The sequence below is a fragment of the Streptomyces sp. NPDC051218 genome (assembly GCF_044455475.1).
In the GTDB taxonomy this organism is placed as follows: domain Bacteria; phylum Actinomycetota; class Actinomycetes; order Streptomycetales; family Streptomycetaceae; genus Streptomyces.
This window is the reverse complement of the sequence record NZ_JBITEU010000006.1, coordinates 57,835-74,082: the sequence shown is the minus strand read 5'-3', so window position 1 is coordinate 74,082 and position 16,248 is coordinate 57,835. Positions and strand designations below refer to the sequence as shown.

Here is a 16,248-nt window from a genome sequence, read left to right as displayed (position 1 = left end):
TCCCGTTCGTTCGGGAGGGGCCGGCGTGTGCCCAAAGGGTTGCTGCTGGGCTACTTCGCGTCGGATGTGCCCCGTCGCATGCGGGCCGCCTTTTCGTCGACCTCGTCCTGGGGTGTGCCCGCCTGGACGACGAGCACCGCGTGGGTGCCGTCCGGCAGTGTCGCCTCGCGCATCTCCGTGCCCAGCAGCGGTGGACGTCTCCGCTCTCGCGCTACGTCCTCGTCGTCCGACATGAGACCTCCCAGTTCGGCGGGAATCCCAACGTAGACCTGGAGTGCTCATGGAATCCGTCGCACCGGCGGTCGGCGGCGTTCTTCACACGAACGCCGCCGCCAGATGACGGATGTGCCTCAGCCCTGGACCGGATCCACCACCCAGTCCGGGTGCCCCGGCATGGGCGGTGTCTTCGAGCCGTACAGCCATGGCCGCAGGAAGCCTTCCAGGTCCTCGCCCGCGGTCTTCGACGCCAGGTCGATGAACTGCTGGGTGCTTGCCGTCTTCCCGCGGAAGCCGGTCACCCACGCCCGCTCGATCTTCTCGAACTTCGCGTTGCCGACCTGCTCCCGCAGCGCGTACAGGACCAGGGCCGAGCCGTCGTACCGCATGCGCTTGAAGAGGTTCGGCTCGGTCGGTTCGGCGGGGGCGCCGAAGTCGTGGCGCCACTGGTCGTGCGCGGCGTACGCCGTCTTCATGGCGGCCTCAAAGCTGTCGCCGCCGTGCTCCTCGGAGTACATCCGCTCGTAGAAGCGGGCGTGCCCCTCGCTCACCCACAGGTCGGACCAGCTCTTCAGGGCCACGCTGTCGCCGAACCACTGGTGGGTCAGCTCGTGCACCATGTTCCGCTCGGCGTCGACCTTCGTGCCGAGCAGGTCCGCCTTCGGGATGAGGGAGAGCGTCTGGGTCTCCAGGGCGACGGCCAGGTCCGTGTCGCCGACCAGGAGGCCGTAGCGGTTGAAGGGGTAGGGGCCGAGCTTCTCCTGGAGCCATGTGAGGTGGCCGGGCGTGAGTTTGCGGTACTCCGCCGTCGGCTCGACCAGCGCGTCCGGGACCACGTCTCGGAGGGGCAGGCCGCCGGGACCCTTGCCTTCGACCAGCTTGAACTTGCCGACCGCCAGCTGCACCAGCTGTGTGGACAGCGGCTGTTCGGAGTCGTACGTCCAGCGCACCCGGTCACCGGGGCGTTCCGTGCGGTCCACCAGCTTCCCGTTCGCCACTGCCGTCAGATCCTTCGGCGTGGTGATGCGGAAGGTGATCGGCGCCCGCCGGCTGGGGTGGTCGTTCGCAGGGAAGATCAACCGGGCCCCGTTCGGCTGCGGATAGACCACGGTGCCGTCGGCGGTGGGGATCCAGCCGTAGTCCTCGATGGCGTCGTCGCGGTGCCGCGTCTGCGTCGGGTCGGCGGTGTACGTCACCTTGACGGTGAACGAACGGCCCTTCGCGATCGGGGACTTGGGCGTGACCGTCAGCTCGTCCCCGGCGCGGGACGTGCGCGCGGTCGAGCCGTCGACCTGCACGCCGTGCAGGGTGTTGCCCCCGAAGTCCAGATTGAAGCGGGAGAGCGACTGGGTGGCGGTCGCCTTGATCGTCGCCGTGGCCTCGAACGGCGTCCTCGGGGCCTGCCAGTCGAAGTCGAGGGTGTAGCGCTCGACGCGGTACCCGCCGTTCCCGTCCAGCGGGAACATCGGGTCGCCCAGGCCGGCCGCACCGGGTGAGGGCGTCCCCGGCGCGGGCTTCCCGGGGGTGGGCGGCGCGGCCTGCGACACCGTCCCGGTGAGGGCCGCCGTCACGGTGACGGCGGCCGCGAGGGCGAGCCGCGCTCTGCGGCGGGGCGTCCGGTACGGCCGGTGCGTCCGGTGCGTGCTCATCGGAAACCTTTCGGTCAGAAGGTTGCGCGGACGAGTCGGCGGGGGTGCGCCTGGGGTGGGCCCCAGACAGCTGCGCCCGGGGATGTGCCCCACCGCTCGTAGTGAGACGCACGGCACTCGGCCCGAGTTGCACGGGATCCGGGCGGTGAGTGACCAAGCTCTCGCCCGCGACGGCGGAATCCGATGGCAAGGTGGTGGGGTCAGTGGGGGGAGTCCGTTGCCGGACGTCGCGTCCAGAGGCGCGACGCATACGTATCGAGTGATGCCATGACCGCTGCCACAGCCACAGCCACTGCCACCGCACAGCCCCGGGCGACCACGCGCACCGGCGGCCCCAAGGAAGACGGCCCGAAGGTGCTCGAGCACGTCCTGGGATGGACGCTCGTCGTCGTCCTCGCGATGCTCGTCACGCAGACCGGTCTGCTGTGACCCCGGTCTCGTAGCCGCCCTGGTTCAGGTCGAGGCCCGCTCGCCAGTGCCGGTTCGGCACTCCCACCAGGCCGTACAGCCATCGCACGGGTGACCGCCGCGACAGCAGCGTCAGCCCTGCGATGACGGCGAACAGCGGCAGACCGAGCCACCCGCCCAGGACGCGGACGAGGACGCTCGCGACGAGCGCGCCGACGAACGGCAGGCCGTAGACCCCGGCCGCCGCGATGGCGATCGCCAGGAACCGGTGCACTTTGCGGTCCTCGTCCGCGCCGGGCAGCGACCAGCCCTCCATCAGCCAGCCGATCTCCGTCAGCAGCATGGTGCCGATCACGGCCGCGCCGAAGACCAGCAGCGCGAGGAACGTTCCGGACGTCAGGAAGTCCAGTACGTGGTTGAGCACGCTGTCCCGCCGCCAGCCCGCGAAGTCCCGCGCGCCGGGAGAGAGGAACCGCTCGTACCCCCTGCCGTCCCAGCCGTGGACCAGCATCCCGAACAGCAGGAAGTAGCCGCCCACGCACTGGAGATACGCCCAGTAGCCCGCCCCCACCAGGACGAGCCCCTGCGCCACCAGGAACCCGAGGATCGCGGCCACGGGCAGCCCGCCCGCGTAGAAGAGCACGAACCCCGCCCACACGCCCTCGTGCCCGTCGGCGACGTGCATGGTCGCCCACGCGGGGTTCTGCCACATCAGGAACAGACCCGTCGGCACCATCAGAACCGCCGCGAAGAGTGCCGTGAGCGCGAGGTACGGATTGGCCGCGCGGCTGCGCGTGCGCGGCCCCTCGCCCGCGTTGATCCGCTCCCACACCTGGAGCTGCCGGGCCGCGGACAGCGCGAACGTCGCGCCGATCGCGTACGCCCAGAAGAGGGCGGCCTGGATCTGGATCATGCCGAAGCCTTCAGGGTGAGCCCGCCCGCGACGATCAAGTCCGAGGTGACCAGGGCCTGTTCGGCCTGTACGTCGGTCATGAAGACGAATGGCGGCACGATGGGCGGCACCGGCAGCTTGTCGGGTGTGAAGGTCAGACAGAGCAGCCCCTCCAGGCAGCCCTTGAACTTGGTCAGATAGAGCGTGACCGAACCGCTGAGGTCCAAGGTGTCGGCGCCCAGGGCGAGTTCCTCGCTCCCGTCGCGTGTCTTGAGCCGGTAGTCGGTGAGCGACGCGGCCTTCATCTTCAGCACCATGACCTTCAACGGCCCGTCAGCCGTGGGGATCTCGCGCACGCCGGCCAGCAGGAATCCCTTCGGCGAGAAGAGCGTGGTGGTGACCGTCGGCGGGGTCCGCGCCGCCACGATCTCCTGGCCGGGCGCCGCCACGATCTCCTGGCCGGGCGCCGCCACGATCTCCTGGCCGGACGGGGCCACGGCGGCCCGACCGGCCGCCGCCCCGATCGCGTCACCGGGAGCCGCCTTCGCCGGAGCCCCACCCCACAGCGTCGCCCCCACGATGACCACCGGAAGCAGTACACCGAGCGTCCGCGTGCCCTGGCCGTCCCGCACCTTCGGCCGCTCAGGATCCTCCGCGTCCTCCTCGGGCACCGGCGTCCACCCGAAGCCCATCGCGCTGCCGACGATGCCGAGCACCATGCCCACCAGGAACCCGCCGAGATTCGTGGCCGCGAACGAAAGCACCGACAGGATCAGGGCGTTGACGCTCACGTAGTGGTGGGCGTGCGGCAGCAGCCACAGGAAGATCCCGGCAGCGATGAGGGCGAGCCCGATGCCGATCGCCGCGAGCCCGCCGAGCCCCAGGCTGACCAGGACGGTCAGCGGCGACAGCGGCACGAGGAGCAGCTCGGCGCCGCCCAGGACCAGCAGCAGGCCGCCCCAGAAGGGCCGGGTGCGCCGCCACCTGCGCAGCACCCTGCGGGCTTCCGGCAGCGGCAGCCGCTGGTCGAGCCACCCGCCGCCGTCCCTGCCCCACGCTCTGACTCCGGCTCTGCGGCCGCCGGTCAGAAGCACTTCTTGCCGCCGATGCTGACATCGACCTTCATGCCCTTGAGCCGGAAGTTACCGCCGGTCGCCGACCAGGCGTTGGACTTCACCCCGGAGACGGTGATGTCACCGGCCTGCAGCCCGAACTTCCCCTTCTCGCCCTGGACCCCGGGCACCTCGTCGAGAGTCGACGCGTCCCGGCCGATCTCCGCCGTGCCGAAGCGTGCGTCGCCCTTCAGGTCCTCGCCGTCGATGATGAGGTTGCTGGCGGTGACATTGCCCGCCGAGCCGCCCGCGGTCAGCTTGAACACCACGTTGCCCACCGGCGTCTTGACCTCCGCCGCCTGGCAGATGTCGGACAGGGTCGCGTCGCCGATCCCCAGGAGCGCCACCGGGTGCCCCTTGCCGTCGATGTCCCGGTCGGTCTGTACGTAGGAGGACAGGCCCTCGCTGGTGAGCTTGCCGGATGACACCTGGAAGCTGGTGCCGGAGACGGCGAAGGATGCGGCGAGCGCCCCCTCGGCCATCACGGAGGCCATCGCGCCGACGGCCAGGACGGCCGGCAGGGCCACGACAGCCGTCTTCTTCCAGGAGGTTCTGCCCTCACGTGCCGAGGTTCTGCCCTCACGTGCCGAGGTTCTGTCCTCGCGGAGAGGGGTACGCGCTGCGCTCATGAGTCTTCCTCCCGTACGGCGGTCCATGTGCGTAGGGGGAGTGCGTGGATGAGCCCCTTCGGGCGCGGAAACGGCAGGTGGCGTGCTTCTGCCATACTGCGCATACCCAAGGCAGTTGGAGACTAGGGCCGAAATTGAATAATAGTCAACAGCGCGGCACCGACCGTCCCGCGGACGCCCGGCCGCAGGCGCGCGGCACCGACCGATCCGTGGCGCGCCGCGCCGAACTCATCAGCATCGGGCGGAAGTTGTTCGCCGACACGTCGTACGACGCGCTCTCGATGGACGACATCGCCAAACAGGCCTCCGTCGCCAAGGGGTTGATCTACTACTACTTCAAGTCCAAGCGCGGCTACTACCTCGCGATCATCGAGGACTCGGTCGCGGAGCTGGTCGCGCGCGCCGGACGCCATGACGATCTGCCGCCCGTGGAGCGGGTGCACAGGACCATCGACGGCTACCTGCGCTACGCCGAGCACCACCAGGCGGCGTACCGCACCATCATCAGCGGCGGTGTCGGCTTCGACGCCGAGGTGCACGCCATACGCGACGGTGTGCGCGAGGCCCTGATCGGGGCGATCGCCGACGGGGCGTACGGCCGTCGCGACATCCCCGAGCTCGCGCGCACCGCGCTGCTCGGCTGGCTGTGCAGCGTCGAGGGCGTCGCGCTCGACTGGATCGGCAGCCGTGGCCTGTCGCGCGAGACCGTGTGCGATCTTCTCGTGCGGACGCTCGGCGACACACTGCGCGTCATCGAGGAGTTCGAGCCGTCCTTCCCGGCTCCGCCACGGTCATGAACCCGCGCTCATGAACCCGCGCTCATGAGGAAGGGGCGGGAGCCCTGCGGCCCCCGCCCCCAACTCACGCGTACGACGGATCAGTTGATGGCCTTGATCAGCTCGCCGTTCGCCGTGTCGCCGCTCAGCTCCCAGAAGAAGGTGCCGCCGAGGCCCGCCTGGTTCTTGTAGTCCATCTTCCCCGCGATGGTCGCCGGGGTGTCATAGCTCCACCAGTTGGTCCCGCAGTGCGCGTACGCGGTCCCGCCGACCGTGCCGTTGGCCGGGCACTTGGTCTTCAGCTCCTTGTAGTCGTCGATCCCCGCCTCGTACTTGCCCGCCGCGGGCCCGGTCGCGGTACCGCCGGGCTCCTTCTGCGTGACGCCCGTCCAGCCGCGGCCGTAGAAGCCGATGCCGAGGAGCAGCTTCTCGGAGGGGATGCCGAGGCCCTGGAGCTTCTTGATGGTGGCGTCGGTGTTCCAGTTCGCCTTGGGCGCTCCCTGGTACGTCTTCAGCGGCGAGTGCGGGGCGGTCGGTCCCTTCGCCTCCCAGGCGCCGAAGTAGTCGTACGTCATCGGGTTGTACCAGTCGACGTACTGGGCCGCCCCCGCGTAGTCGGCGGCGTCGATCTTGCCGCCCTCCTCCGCGTCGGCCGGGATCGCCGCGGTGACGAGACGGTCGCCGCCGAACTTCGAACGCACCGCGGACATCAGGTCCTTGTACGCCGCGAGCCCGCTGGTGTCACAGGTCAGACCGCACGCGTTGGGGTACTCCCAGTCGATGTCGATACCGTCGAAGACATCGGCCCACTTGGAGTTCTCGACCAGGTCGTAGCAGGACTGGGCGAAGGCGGCCGGGTTCTTGGCCGCCTCGGTGAAGCCGCCGGACCAGGTCCAGCCGCCGAAGGACCACAGGACCTTGAGGTCGGGGTGGGCCTTCTTGAGCTTGCGCAACTGGTTGAAGTTGCCGCGCAGTTCCTGGTCCCAGGTGTCGGCGACGCCGTCGACCGACTGGTCCGCGGTGTACGCCTTGTCGGTCGCCGCATAGGCGTCGCCCATCGTGCACTTGCCGCCCTGGACGTTGCCGAAGGCGTAGTTGATGTGCGTGAGCTTGTCGGCGGAGCCGGACGTCTCGACGTTCTTGACGTGGTAGTTCCGGTCGTAGGTACCCCACTCGGTGAAGTATCCGACGACCTTGGAGCCGGCTGCGGCCTTCGTCGCGGAGTCCTTGTCCTGTCCGGCGGTGGCGGTGCCCGCGCCGGCGAGCAGACCGCCGCCGAGCACGGCACAACACGCGGTGGCGACGAGCGCCCGGAAGGGGGCGCGGGGGAGGTGCGGTCCGAGCATCGTTTCTCCTCGTGGGGGAGAGGGCGCATGGGGGCGTGGTGCTGTTGACCTGCGGACGCCATGGGGGACATCCGTGAATCTTGAATTGGCATGAACGCGGTAAGGCGCTCGGCTGGACTCTAGGAGGACTAGACCAGTGGGGTCAATGGTTCGGACCAATTCCGAGCCCCCCTCTTGCAGGCGTCGGTTATCTTTTGAGTAAGCGGTCGTTAACTAGTGACTGGCCGCCGCCGATCGGGCATACTCAACGCGCCAGAGCCGCTGGTCACAGCACCTTCCGCGACCCGGAAGCGCGCCATCGGCCGGGCGTGAGACACGGTGGCGCCGCACTACCCCGCGGGCCCGCCGCAGTGCCGAAAGGGAGGATGCGATCGTGCCTGAGCGAAGCTTGCAGCAGCCGGTGGACCGTCAGCTGCCCACGGACGAGGCGCGGGATCTGTTCTCGCTCGTCCGTGACCTCGTCCAGCGGGAGATCACTCCCCGCGCGGCCGAGGAGGAGGACGCCGGAAGCTTCCCGCGCGAGGTCTTCGCCCTCCTCTCCGAATCCGGACTGCTCGGGCTTCCGTACGCCTCCGAGTTCGGCGGCGGCGACCAGCCGTACGAGGTCTATCTCCAGGTCCTCGAAGAGCTCGCCGCGGCCCGGCTCACCGTCGGTCTCGGCGTCAGCGTCCACTCCCTGTCCTGTCATGCGCTCGCGGGTTACGGCACCAAGGAGCAGCAGGCCGAGCACCTGCCGGCGATGCTCGGCGGCGGACTGCTCGGGGCGTACTGCCTCTCCGAGCCGGCCTCGGGATCGGACGCCGCCTCCCTGCGGACGAAGGCTGTCCGTGATGGCGACAACTGGGTGATCACCGGCACGAAGGCGTGGATCACGCACGGCGGAGTCGCCGACTTCTACACCGTCCTCGCCCGCACCGGCGGCGAAGGCGCTCGCGGCATCTCCGCGTTCCTGGTGCCGGGCGACGCCGAAGGGCTGAACGCGGCGGTGCCCGAGAAGAAGATGGGGATGAAGGGCTCGCCCACCGCCCAGATCAACTTCGACGGGGTACGGGTCTCCGACGCCCGCCGCATCGGCGAGGAGGGCCAGGGCTTCGCGATCGCGCTCTCCGCGCTCGACTCGGGGCGGCTCGGCATCGCGGCCTGTGCGATCGGCGTGGCGCAGGCGGCACTCGACGAGGCGCTTCGCTATGCCACCGAGCGGCGGCAGTTCGGGCGGCCGATCGCGGACTTCCAGGGCCTTCGCTTCATGCTCGCGGACATGGCGACGCAGATCGAGGCGGGCCGGGCGCTCTATCTGTCGGCGGCGCGGCTGCGCGACGCGGGCAGGCCGTTCTCCAAGCAGGCGGCCATGGCCAAGCTGATGTGCACGGACGCCGCGATGAAGGTCACGACGGACGCCGTACAGGTCCTCGGCGGCTATGGCTACACCGCGGACTTCCCCGTGGAGCGCTTCATGCGCGAGGCGAAGGTGCTGCAGATCGTCGAGGGCACCAATCAGATCCAGCGGATGGTCATCGCCCGTCACCTCGCGGGTCCCGAGACGCGCTGAACTGGCCGAGCCTGACCGGAGGCGCCGCGAGCCGCACCCACTCCGGGTCGTGGCGCCCCGGCAGGGTCTTGCCCCGCTCGGCCCAGCTCCGGATCAGGGCGCGGTAGATGGGCGGATCCTGGAGGTGCGGCGGCTGTGGCTGGGGCGGGGGCGGCTGGTACGGCTGCTGGTGCGGCTGGGGATGTGGCTGCTGAGGTCGCTGGGGAACCGATTCTGCGGGGGACGGGGGAGCCGTCAGGAGGGTGCGCCTGCGGCGGCCGGTCGGCGGGGGCGCCATGGGCATCGGCGTGGGGGTGGTCATACAGGGCCAACGCGCGGCACGGGGGACAGGTCACCGCCCTTCACATTCGAGCGTCCGTTCGCGGCAACCCCGTGCGGGGCCCGGAGGCGCAGGCCTGTGTCGCCCCTCCATGCCGTGCTGCGGGCGGGCCCGCGGCTCCCTGAACGCGGGCTGACACGTGTCTGGATCCGTCACCTTCCCTGACGTACCGTCAACTCCGCGCCGGGGGCACGGGATCCGCCCTGTGCCCGTCAACTGCCGTGCGCCCAGGGAGGTTTGCCGTGGCAGACGACCGTCCCGTCCCGCTCGACGAGTACCCGATCCATCAGGTGCCGCTGTCCATGAAGCAGGTCGCGACGGGCGACCGCAACGCCTACGACCGCTGCATCTTCCACATCTTCGACCACGAGGGCCGTTCACTCCTCATCCTCGGCCTCGGCGTCTATCCGAACGTCGGTGTCATCGACGCCTACGCCACCTTGCGCAGGGGAGATACGCTCCACGCCGTACGCGCCTCCGACGCGCTCGGCGACGATCGGATGAACCTCTCCGTCGGCCCCTTGACCATCACCGTCGAGGAACCGCTGCGGCGGCTGCGCCTGAGGTGCGCCGCCGACCCGGACGACCCGGACTCCCTCTCGTACGACATCACGTGGACCGCTTCCTTCCCCGCCCTGTGGGAGCCGCACCACATCCAGCGGCGCGGCGACCGGCTCTCCCTCGAAGGGCGCCGCTTCGTCCAGGCGGGCGGCTGCGCGGGCACGATCCGCGTCGGCGGCGATGACATACCGGTCGCGGCGGGGGAGTGGACCGCCACCCGTGACCGCAGCTGGGGCGTGCGGCCCATACCCGGCGAGGAACGCGGGCGTCTGGAGGACGAGTTCGGCACCGAGGGCTTCCACTGGATCTGGAGCCCGGTGCGCTTCGACGACCGCTTCCTCATGGTCATCGCCCAGGAGGACGCGGACGGCTACCGCACCCTCAACGATGCCACGCTCGTACGCCCCGGGGAGCGCGACCGCCAACTCGGGTGGCCCCAGGCCGACATCACCTACCGCTCCGGCACCCGGCACCCCGAGCGCGCCGTCATCCATCTCACCGACCCCGACGACCGCAAGCCCCTGGAGCTCGGCGTGGAGGTCCTCGCCTCCCTGCCGCTCGCCGTGGGGGCCGGCTATCCGCCCGCGGACGACTGGCAGCACGGCACGTGGCAGGGACGCGGCTGGACCGACCGCCGTGACTACGACCTCTCGGACCCGAAGGCGCACCCCCGGGCCGCGTACGGGGTCATCGACCACGCCGCCCGTTTCACGCTCAACGGTCGGACGGGGTACGGCATCTTCGAGCACGGCAGCTTCGGCCGCCACGACCCGAGCGGCTTCACCGGCTTCGACTCGGTCGCGCCCTGAGATTCCACAGCTGAGAGGAGTCCGTGATGGCGACAGCACCCCGCCCCCGCACCACCACCCGTGACCCGGAGGAACTCGCGCGCAGGCTCACCGCCTGGCTCGCCGCGCGGCTGCCCGGCGCCAAGGCCACCGGCGTGCGCGTCCCCGAGTCCAACGGCATGTCGAGCGAGACCCTCCTCTTCGACATCGAGCACCCCGAACCGCCCCTGCGGGCCTGCGCGTTGCGCGTGGCGGCGGACCCGGCGGCGTACACGATCTTCCCGGTCTACGACCTGCCGCGGCAGCACCGCACGATGAGGCTCGTCGCCGAGCGCACCGACCTGCCCGTGCCGCGCGTGCTGTGGCTCGAGGAGGACCCGGGGCCGCTCGGCGCGCCCTTCTTCGTCATGGAACGGGTCGAGGGCCGCGTGCCGCCGGACGTCATGCCCTATACGTACGAGGGAAATTGGCTGCACTCCGCGAGCGACGCCGAACGCGCGCACCTGGAGGAAGCATCGATCCGGCTGATCGCCCACCTCCACGACCAAGTACCCGCCGCGGAGGCCGAGTTCCTGACCCTGCCCGGCGACGGCAGCCCACTGCGCCGCCACGTGGCCGCCCAACGCGCCTACTACGACTGGGTGGTCGACGGCCTGCCCCGCTCGCCCCTCATCGAGAGCGCCTTCGACCGCCTCGACGCGTGGTGGCCGCACGACGAGGGCGAGCCCGTCCTCAACTGGGGTGACGCCCGCATCGGGAACGTCATCTACGACGGCTTCGACCCCGCGGCCGTACTGGACTGGGAGATGGCGGCGCTCGCACCGCGCGAGGTGGACCTCGGCTGGATGGTCTACCTGCACCGCTTCTTCCAGGACCTGACGGTGAGCTTCGGGCAGGAGGGCCTGCCCGGCTTCCTGCGCCGCGACCACATCGAGGAGCGCTACACCCAACTCACCGGCCACACACCCCGGTCGATGGACTTCCACACGCTGTACGCGGCGCTGCGGCACGCCATCGTCATGCTGCGCGTCGCCTACCGGCAGGTGCACTTCGGCGAGGCCGCGGTCCCCGACGACCCGGACACGCTGATCCTGCACCACGCCGGCCTGGCGGCCATGGTGCAGGGCAGCTATTGGTAGCCGTCAGGCCGCGGAGCGCCGTTCCGGCTGGGGCACGACGCGCAGCGGGCGCGAGCCCTGGCCGCCGACGTGCGAGAAGGGCTGCGTCCGCCAGTCGAGTCCCTGAGGGAGCGTCAGGAGCAGGGCAGTGTCCTGCTCCTGAGCCTCCATCGACTCGTCGGCGGGTTCGGCCTCGGCCGCGGCGCGTCCCGTGCCCGCACACACCGTGAGCCCGAACGGGTTCCACGGCTGGGCGCAGAGCGCGTGCTCGGGCAGGACGTCCTCGTCGGCCAGGAGCGCGATCGGCTGCGCGCAGTCGGGGCACGTGACCCGGTACATCTCGAAGGTGTCGTACGCGTCGAACTCGGTCTCAGCCGGTTCGACGCCCTCCGATACGGGTGCGGACGCGGATTCGTCGGAGCGCTGCTGCTTGCTGCGGGCAGGGCGACCGGGGCGCTTCAAGTTCTGCATGGGATTCTCCCCCTTGGGTGGGCCGAGAAGGCGCTGCGGCCTCGACCACAGCAAGCACTTCCCGTCCCGTCGTAGAGGTAATCGTGGCATCCCTTTGGACACGGTCACAGGTATGTGGCGTTCGTCACATGCCCGGCGAAGATGCCGCCCTCGCGCCCAGCGGTATCCGAAGGGATCAAGAGCCCTGTAGGTTCGGCGCATGGAGGAGCTGGACCGACAGATCGTGCAGCTGCTCGTCAAGGACGGGCGGATGAGCTACACCGACCTGGGCAAGGCCACGGGCCTGTCCACATCGGCCGTGCACCAGCGGGTGCGCCGCCTTGAGCAGCGCGGAGTCATCCGCGGCTATGCCGCCGTCGTGGACGCGGAGGCCGTCGGCCTGCCGCTCACGGCGTTCATCTCGGTGAAGCCGTTCGACCCCAGCGCGCCCGACGATATCGCCGAACGCCTCGCGGGTGTCCCGGAGATCGAGGCGTGCCACAGCGTGGCGGGCGACGAGAACTACATCCTCAAGGTACGGGTGGCGACCCCACTCGAACTGGAGCATCTCTTGAGCCGTCTGCGAGCGCTCGCCGGCGTCTCCACGCGCACGACGGTCGTGCTCTCCACGCCGTACGAGGCCCGGCCCCCGCAGGTCTGAGCCGCCCCGTGGCCGCCCCCGGGGCGGAGCCCCCACCCGGAGGGGCCAGACTGGTCCCATGAGCGAGAGCACCACCCCCCAGAGCGGCCCTCAGGGCCACCGCACCGTGCTGCTGCGCGGTGGCGAGGTCCACAGCCCCGCCGATCCGTTCGCCACGGCCATGGTCGTCGAACGGGGGCACGTCGCCTGGGTGGGATCCGAGGGCGCGGCCGACGCGTTCGCCGACGGCGTGGACGAGGTCGTCGACCTCGAAGGAGCGCTCGTCACCCCCGCGTTCACCGATGCGCATGTGCACACCACATCGACCGGTCTCGCCCTGACGGGACTCGATCTGACGGGCACGCGCTCCCTCGACGACGCGCTCGCTCTCGTACGCGCGCACGCCACGGCCCGGCCGCACGACCGCGTCCTGCTCGGCCACGGCTGGGACGCCGCCCGTTGGGCGGGCGGCCGCCCGCCCACGCGCGCGGAACTCGACGAGGCGGCCGGTGGCCGTCCCCTCTATCTCACCCGCATCGACGTCCACTCGGCGGTCGTCACCACGGCGCTGCTCGACCTCGTCCCCGGCGTCACCGGGCGCACCGGCTATCACCCGGACGCACCGCTGACCGCGGACGCCCATCACGCGGTGCGCGCCGCGGCGCTCGGCGCCCTCGCCGCGCACCAGCGCACCGAGGCCCAGCGCGCGGCGTTGCGGCACGCCGCGTCCCTCGGCATCGGCTCCGTGCACGAGTGCGCGGGCCCCGAGATCTCCAGCGAGGACGACCTGACGGGGCTGCTTCGGCTGGCCGCCGACGAGGCCGGGCCGCGCGTCGTCGGCTACTGGGCACAGCAGGGCGAGGAAGGCGTCGCCCGTGCAAAGGAACTGGGTGCGATCGGCGCCGCGGGTGACCTCTTCGTCGACGGCGCCCTCGGCTCGCACACCGCCTGCCTGCATGAGCCGTACGCCGACTCCGGCCACACCGGCACCGCCTATCTGGACGCCGCCGCCGTCGCGGCGCACGTCGTCGCCTGCACCGAAGCAGGCGTCCAGGCGGGCTTCCACGCCATCGGCGACGCCGCCGTGTCCGCCGTGGTCGAAGGCATCCGCGCCGCCTCCGAGAAGGTCGGCCTGGCCCGCGTCCGCGCCGCGAGGCACCGCGTCGAGCATGCCGAGATGCTCACCCCGGAGACGATCGCCGCCTTCGCCGAACTGGGCCTCACCGCCTCCGTACAGCCCGCCTTCGACGCACTGTGGGGCGGCGACGACGGCATGTACGTCCAGCGCCTTGGCGCCGAACGGGCCCGCACCCTCAACCCGTACGCGGCACTCCTGCGCACCGGCGTCCCGCTCGCCTTCGGCTCCGACAGCCCCGTCACCCCGCTCGACCCCTGGGGCACCGTCCGCGCCGCCGCGTTCCACCAAACGCTTGAGCACCGTGTGTCGGTGCGCGCCGCGTTCACCGCCCACACCCGAGGTGGCTGGCGGGCGATCGGCCGGGACGACGCGGGTGTCCTGGTGCCGGGTGCGCCCGCCGACTACGCCGTCTGGCGGACCTCGGATCTCGTGGTCCAGGCCCCGGACGACCGGGTCGCGCGCTGGTCGACCGATCCGCGCTCCGGCACGCCCGGCCTGCCCGACCTGACCCCGGGCGCCGAACTCCCCGTCTGTCTGCGCACGGTGGTCTTCGGAAAGACGGTGTACGTACGGCCGGACGAGTGATGTCCCGGCGGTGCGTACCGCCGATCGCGGCCCGTTGCCGCGTCGCACGACCTGCGTAACCTCGGCACTGACCTGGCCATATTTGGCATCACCCCAGGTCAAACGGCTATTGACAGAACGCGGCCGTCGGCCGGTAGGTTCGGCCGGGTCCACCACAGGACGTCCGACCGGAGAAATTCCACGCAGCCGTCGAACGCCGCTGGGCCATGGGCGGTGTGCCGCACCGGCGCACCACCACTGGGAGCCAGGTCCAGCGCCCGCGCCGCGGACGCGAGGGAACGTTCCACCGGGCCGGCAGGTGTGACCCGGGTGGGGCCCGGACGCTCAGTAGACAACGGCTCTCGGTCGACCCGCAGCCAGCGGGCCCCAGGTCGGCCCGAAGGGTGCCGGGCCCCGATCCGCAGTACTCCCCCTTTCAACCGCCCGTGCCGCCGTGGCCGCGCGGGAGGCGGCCATTATGGTGGTCCTCTGCGTACGAACGAAGGGGCAGTAGTGAACGACGGCGGTGGGGTCTCCGAAACCGGTGACCAGGGGAGGCAGTTCGGTCCGCTCGGCCTGGCCTTGGTGATCATTCCGACCTACAACGAGGCGGAGAACATCCAGTCCATCGTCGGTCGTGTCCGGCTCGCCGTGCCCGAGGCGCACGTCCTCATCGCCGACGACAACAGCCCCGACGGCACCGGCAAGATCGCCGATGAGCTCGTGGCCGACGACGACCACGTCCACGTACTGCACCGCAAGGGCAAGGAAGGCCTCGGCGCGGCCTATCTCGCGGGCTTCCAGTGGGGCCTGGACAACGGCTACGGAGTGCTCGTCGAGATGGACGCCGACGGCTCCCACCAGCCCGAGGAGCTGCCCCGGCTGCTCACCGCGCTCAAGGGTGCCGACCTCGTCCTCGGCTCGCGCTGGGTGCCGGGCGGGCGGATCGTCAACTGGCCCAAGTACCGCGAGATGATCTCGCGCGGCGGCAGTACGTACTCCCGGCTGATGCTCGATGTGCCGATCCGCGACGTCACCGGCGGCTACCGCGCCTTCCGCCGCGAGACCCTCGAAGGCATCGGCCTCGGCGAGGTCGCGTCGCAGGGCTACTGCTTCCAGGTCGACCTGGCGCGCCGCGCGATCAAGACCGGCTTTCACGTCGTCGAGGTGCCCATCACCTTCGTCGAGCGGGAGCACGGCGACAGCAAGATGAGCCAGGACATCGTCGCCGAGGCGCTGTGGCGCGTCACGGCGTGGGGCGTGGGGGAGCGCGTGGGCCGTGTGGGCCGCGCTCTGGGCCGCAAGGACGCGGGAGGTGCGCAGGAGACCCCCAAGGACGGCAAGAAGCTCTGAGAAGGGCCGCAAGACCCCCGTTCGTCGCTCCGGCGGTCGTTTGTTGATCACTCCCTTATGCCGGTCAGAGCCGCGCCCAGGCACACTGGAGCCATGACGACTGGCGTACCGCCCACCCGACCCGCCCGGCCCCGGCGCTCCCGCGTCCTGAGGTTTTTGCCGCTCGGCATCGCCGCGTGGCTGGTCCTTGAGATCTGGCTGCTCACCGTCGTGGCGGGCGCCGCGGGCGGACTCACGGTGTTCTTGCTGCTCGTGGCCGGTGTCGTGCTCGGTGGCATGGTCATCAAGCGCCGGGCGCCGTGCCTTCCGCGAGCTGAGCGAGGCGGTGCAACAGCAGCAGAGCGGCCTCGCGCCGCACCCCTCCGAGCGGGGCGGTGGCAACGCCCTGACGATGCTGGGCGGCCTGCTGATCATCCTGCCGGGGCTGATCTCCGATGCCCTGGGACTGCTCCTCCTTGTGCCGCCCGTCCAGAAAGCCGTCAGTCGTAGGGCGGAGAAGACGTTCGAGCGCAAGGTCCGCGAGGCCACCACGCGGGGCGGCCTCGGTGACGCCTTCCAGCAGGCGCGCATGCACCGCCCGGACGGCAAGGTCGTCCAGGGCGAGGTGATCAGGGACGACGAGCGTCCGCACGGCAGCGTGCACCCGGACGACCCGCAGCTGCCTCCGCGCTGAGCGGGCCGGCGCAGCACGAAGGCCGGGGCCACTGCTCAGCAGTGGCCCCGGCCTTCGTGTGCGGTGT

16 protein-coding genes and 1 pseudogene are annotated in these 16,248 nt (G+C 70.8%); 9 read left to right on the top strand and 8 right to left on the bottom strand.

Annotated features, from left to right (window positions below):
- Positions 1–50: 50 nt before the first annotated feature.
- A complete protein-coding gene (locus tag ACIBCK_RS19030; RefSeq protein ID WP_399391652.1) occupies positions 51–233 on the bottom strand; it encodes a hypothetical protein in 183 nt (60 codons plus the stop codon).
- Between the two features lie 117 nt (positions 234–350).
- Entirely contained in the window at positions 351–1,865 is a 1,515-nt protein-coding gene (locus ACIBCK_RS19025; protein WP_399391650.1) for a M1 family metallopeptidase, read from the bottom strand.
- 267 nt (positions 1,866–2,132) lie between these two features.
- On the opposite strand from ACIBCK_RS19025, the gene ACIBCK_RS19020 reads away from it, so the two are divergent.
- Complete coding sequence (locus ACIBCK_RS19020; protein ID WP_399391648.1) at positions 2,133–2,294, top strand: SCO1431 family membrane protein; 162 nt, start codon at positions 2,133–2,135, stop codon at positions 2,292–2,294.
- Here ACIBCK_RS19020 and ACIBCK_RS19015 read toward each other — a convergent pair.
- From ACIBCK_RS19015 to ACIBCK_RS19005, 3 genes are read right to left on the bottom strand one after another with little or no spacing between them, the layout of a single operon-like run.
- On the bottom strand, positions 2,272–3,186 hold the full coding sequence (locus ACIBCK_RS19015) for a hypothetical protein (protein WP_399391646.1): 915 nt from the start codon (positions 3,184–3,186) through the stop codon (positions 2,272–2,274). The genes ACIBCK_RS19020 and ACIBCK_RS19015 overlap by 23 nt on opposite strands.
- Positions 3,183–4,259: a DUF6114 domain-containing protein gene (locus tag ACIBCK_RS19010; RefSeq protein ID WP_399391644.1), complete on the bottom strand. Its 1,077-nt coding sequence runs from the start codon at positions 4,257–4,259 to the stop codon at positions 3,183–3,185. The genes ACIBCK_RS19015 and ACIBCK_RS19010 overlap by 4 nt, the downstream gene beginning before the upstream one ends.
- Positions 4,250–4,906: a DUF6230 family protein gene (locus tag ACIBCK_RS19005; protein WP_399391642.1), complete on the bottom strand. Its 657-nt coding sequence runs from the start codon at positions 4,904–4,906 to the stop codon at positions 4,250–4,252. The genes ACIBCK_RS19010 and ACIBCK_RS19005 overlap by 10 nt, the downstream gene beginning before the upstream one ends.
- 134 nt (positions 4,907–5,040) lie before the next feature.
- Here ACIBCK_RS19005 and ACIBCK_RS19000 point away from each other — a divergent pair, with 134 nt between their 5' ends.
- Positions 5,041–5,703, top strand: a complete 663-nt coding sequence (locus tag ACIBCK_RS19000; RefSeq protein WP_399391641.1) for a TetR/AcrR family transcriptional regulator — start codon at positions 5,041–5,043, stop codon at positions 5,701–5,703.
- An 80-nt stretch (positions 5,704–5,783) separates the two neighbouring features.
- On the opposite strand, the gene ACIBCK_RS18995 is transcribed toward ACIBCK_RS19000, so the two are convergent.
- Positions 5,784–7,028 (bottom strand): glycoside hydrolase family 18 protein, encoded by a 1,245-nt coding sequence (locus ACIBCK_RS18995; protein ID WP_399391639.1) that lies wholly within the window; start codon positions 7,026–7,028, stop codon positions 5,784–5,786.
- A gap of 373 nt (positions 7,029–7,401) precedes the next feature.
- On the opposite strand from ACIBCK_RS18995, the gene ACIBCK_RS18990 reads away from it, so the two are divergent.
- Complete coding sequence (locus ACIBCK_RS18990) at positions 7,402–8,577, top strand: acyl-CoA dehydrogenase family protein (protein ID WP_399391637.1); 1,176 nt, start codon at positions 7,402–7,404, stop codon at positions 8,575–8,577.
- On the opposite strand, the gene ACIBCK_RS18985 is transcribed toward ACIBCK_RS18990, so the two are convergent.
- Complete coding sequence (locus tag ACIBCK_RS18985; protein ID WP_399392276.1) at positions 8,540–8,815, bottom strand: hypothetical protein; 276 nt, start codon at positions 8,813–8,815, stop codon at positions 8,540–8,542. The genes ACIBCK_RS18990 and ACIBCK_RS18985 overlap by 38 nt on opposite strands.
- 323 nt (positions 8,816–9,138) lie before the next feature.
- On the opposite strand from ACIBCK_RS18985, the gene ACIBCK_RS18980 reads away from it, so the two are divergent.
- Positions 9,139–10,266, top strand: coding sequence for a hypothetical protein (locus ACIBCK_RS18980; protein WP_399391636.1), 1,128 nt, complete (start codon positions 9,139–9,141; stop codon positions 10,264–10,266).
- 26 nt (positions 10,267–10,292) lie between these two features.
- Positions 10,293–11,384 carry a phosphotransferase family protein gene (locus ACIBCK_RS18975; RefSeq protein WP_399391634.1) on the top strand — a complete coding sequence of 364 codons (1,092 nt, stop codon included), beginning with the start codon at positions 10,293–10,295 and terminating at the stop codon, positions 11,382–11,384.
- 3 nt (positions 11,385–11,387) lie between these two features.
- On the opposite strand, the gene ACIBCK_RS18970 is transcribed toward ACIBCK_RS18975, so the two are convergent.
- Positions 11,388–11,834 (bottom strand): hypothetical protein, encoded by a 447-nt coding sequence (locus ACIBCK_RS18970; protein WP_399391632.1) that lies wholly within the window; start codon positions 11,832–11,834, stop codon positions 11,388–11,390.
- A gap of 199 nt (positions 11,835–12,033) precedes the next feature.
- Between ACIBCK_RS18970 and ACIBCK_RS18965 the strand changes: the two genes are divergently transcribed.
- From ACIBCK_RS18965 to fxsA, 4 genes and pseudogenes are all read left to right on the top strand, one after another.
- Complete coding sequence (locus tag ACIBCK_RS18965; RefSeq protein WP_160503714.1) at positions 12,034–12,474, top strand: Lrp/AsnC family transcriptional regulator; 441 nt, start codon at positions 12,034–12,036, stop codon at positions 12,472–12,474.
- Positions 12,475–12,532: 58 nt separating this feature from the next.
- Positions 12,533–14,176 (top strand): amidohydrolase, encoded by a 1,644-nt coding sequence (locus ACIBCK_RS18960; protein ID WP_399391630.1) that lies wholly within the window; start codon positions 12,533–12,535, stop codon positions 14,174–14,176.
- 492 nt (positions 14,177–14,668) lie between these two features.
- Positions 14,669–15,508 carry a polyprenol monophosphomannose synthase gene (locus ACIBCK_RS18955; protein WP_399391628.1) on the top strand — a complete coding sequence of 280 codons (840 nt, stop codon included), beginning with the start codon at positions 14,669–14,671 and terminating at the stop codon, positions 15,506–15,508.
- Positions 15,509–15,601: 93 nt separating this feature from the next.
- A pseudogene (gene fxsA / locus ACIBCK_RS18950) lies at positions 15,602–16,181 on the top strand (FxsA family membrane protein).
- Positions 16,182–16,248 lie beyond the last annotated feature (67 nt).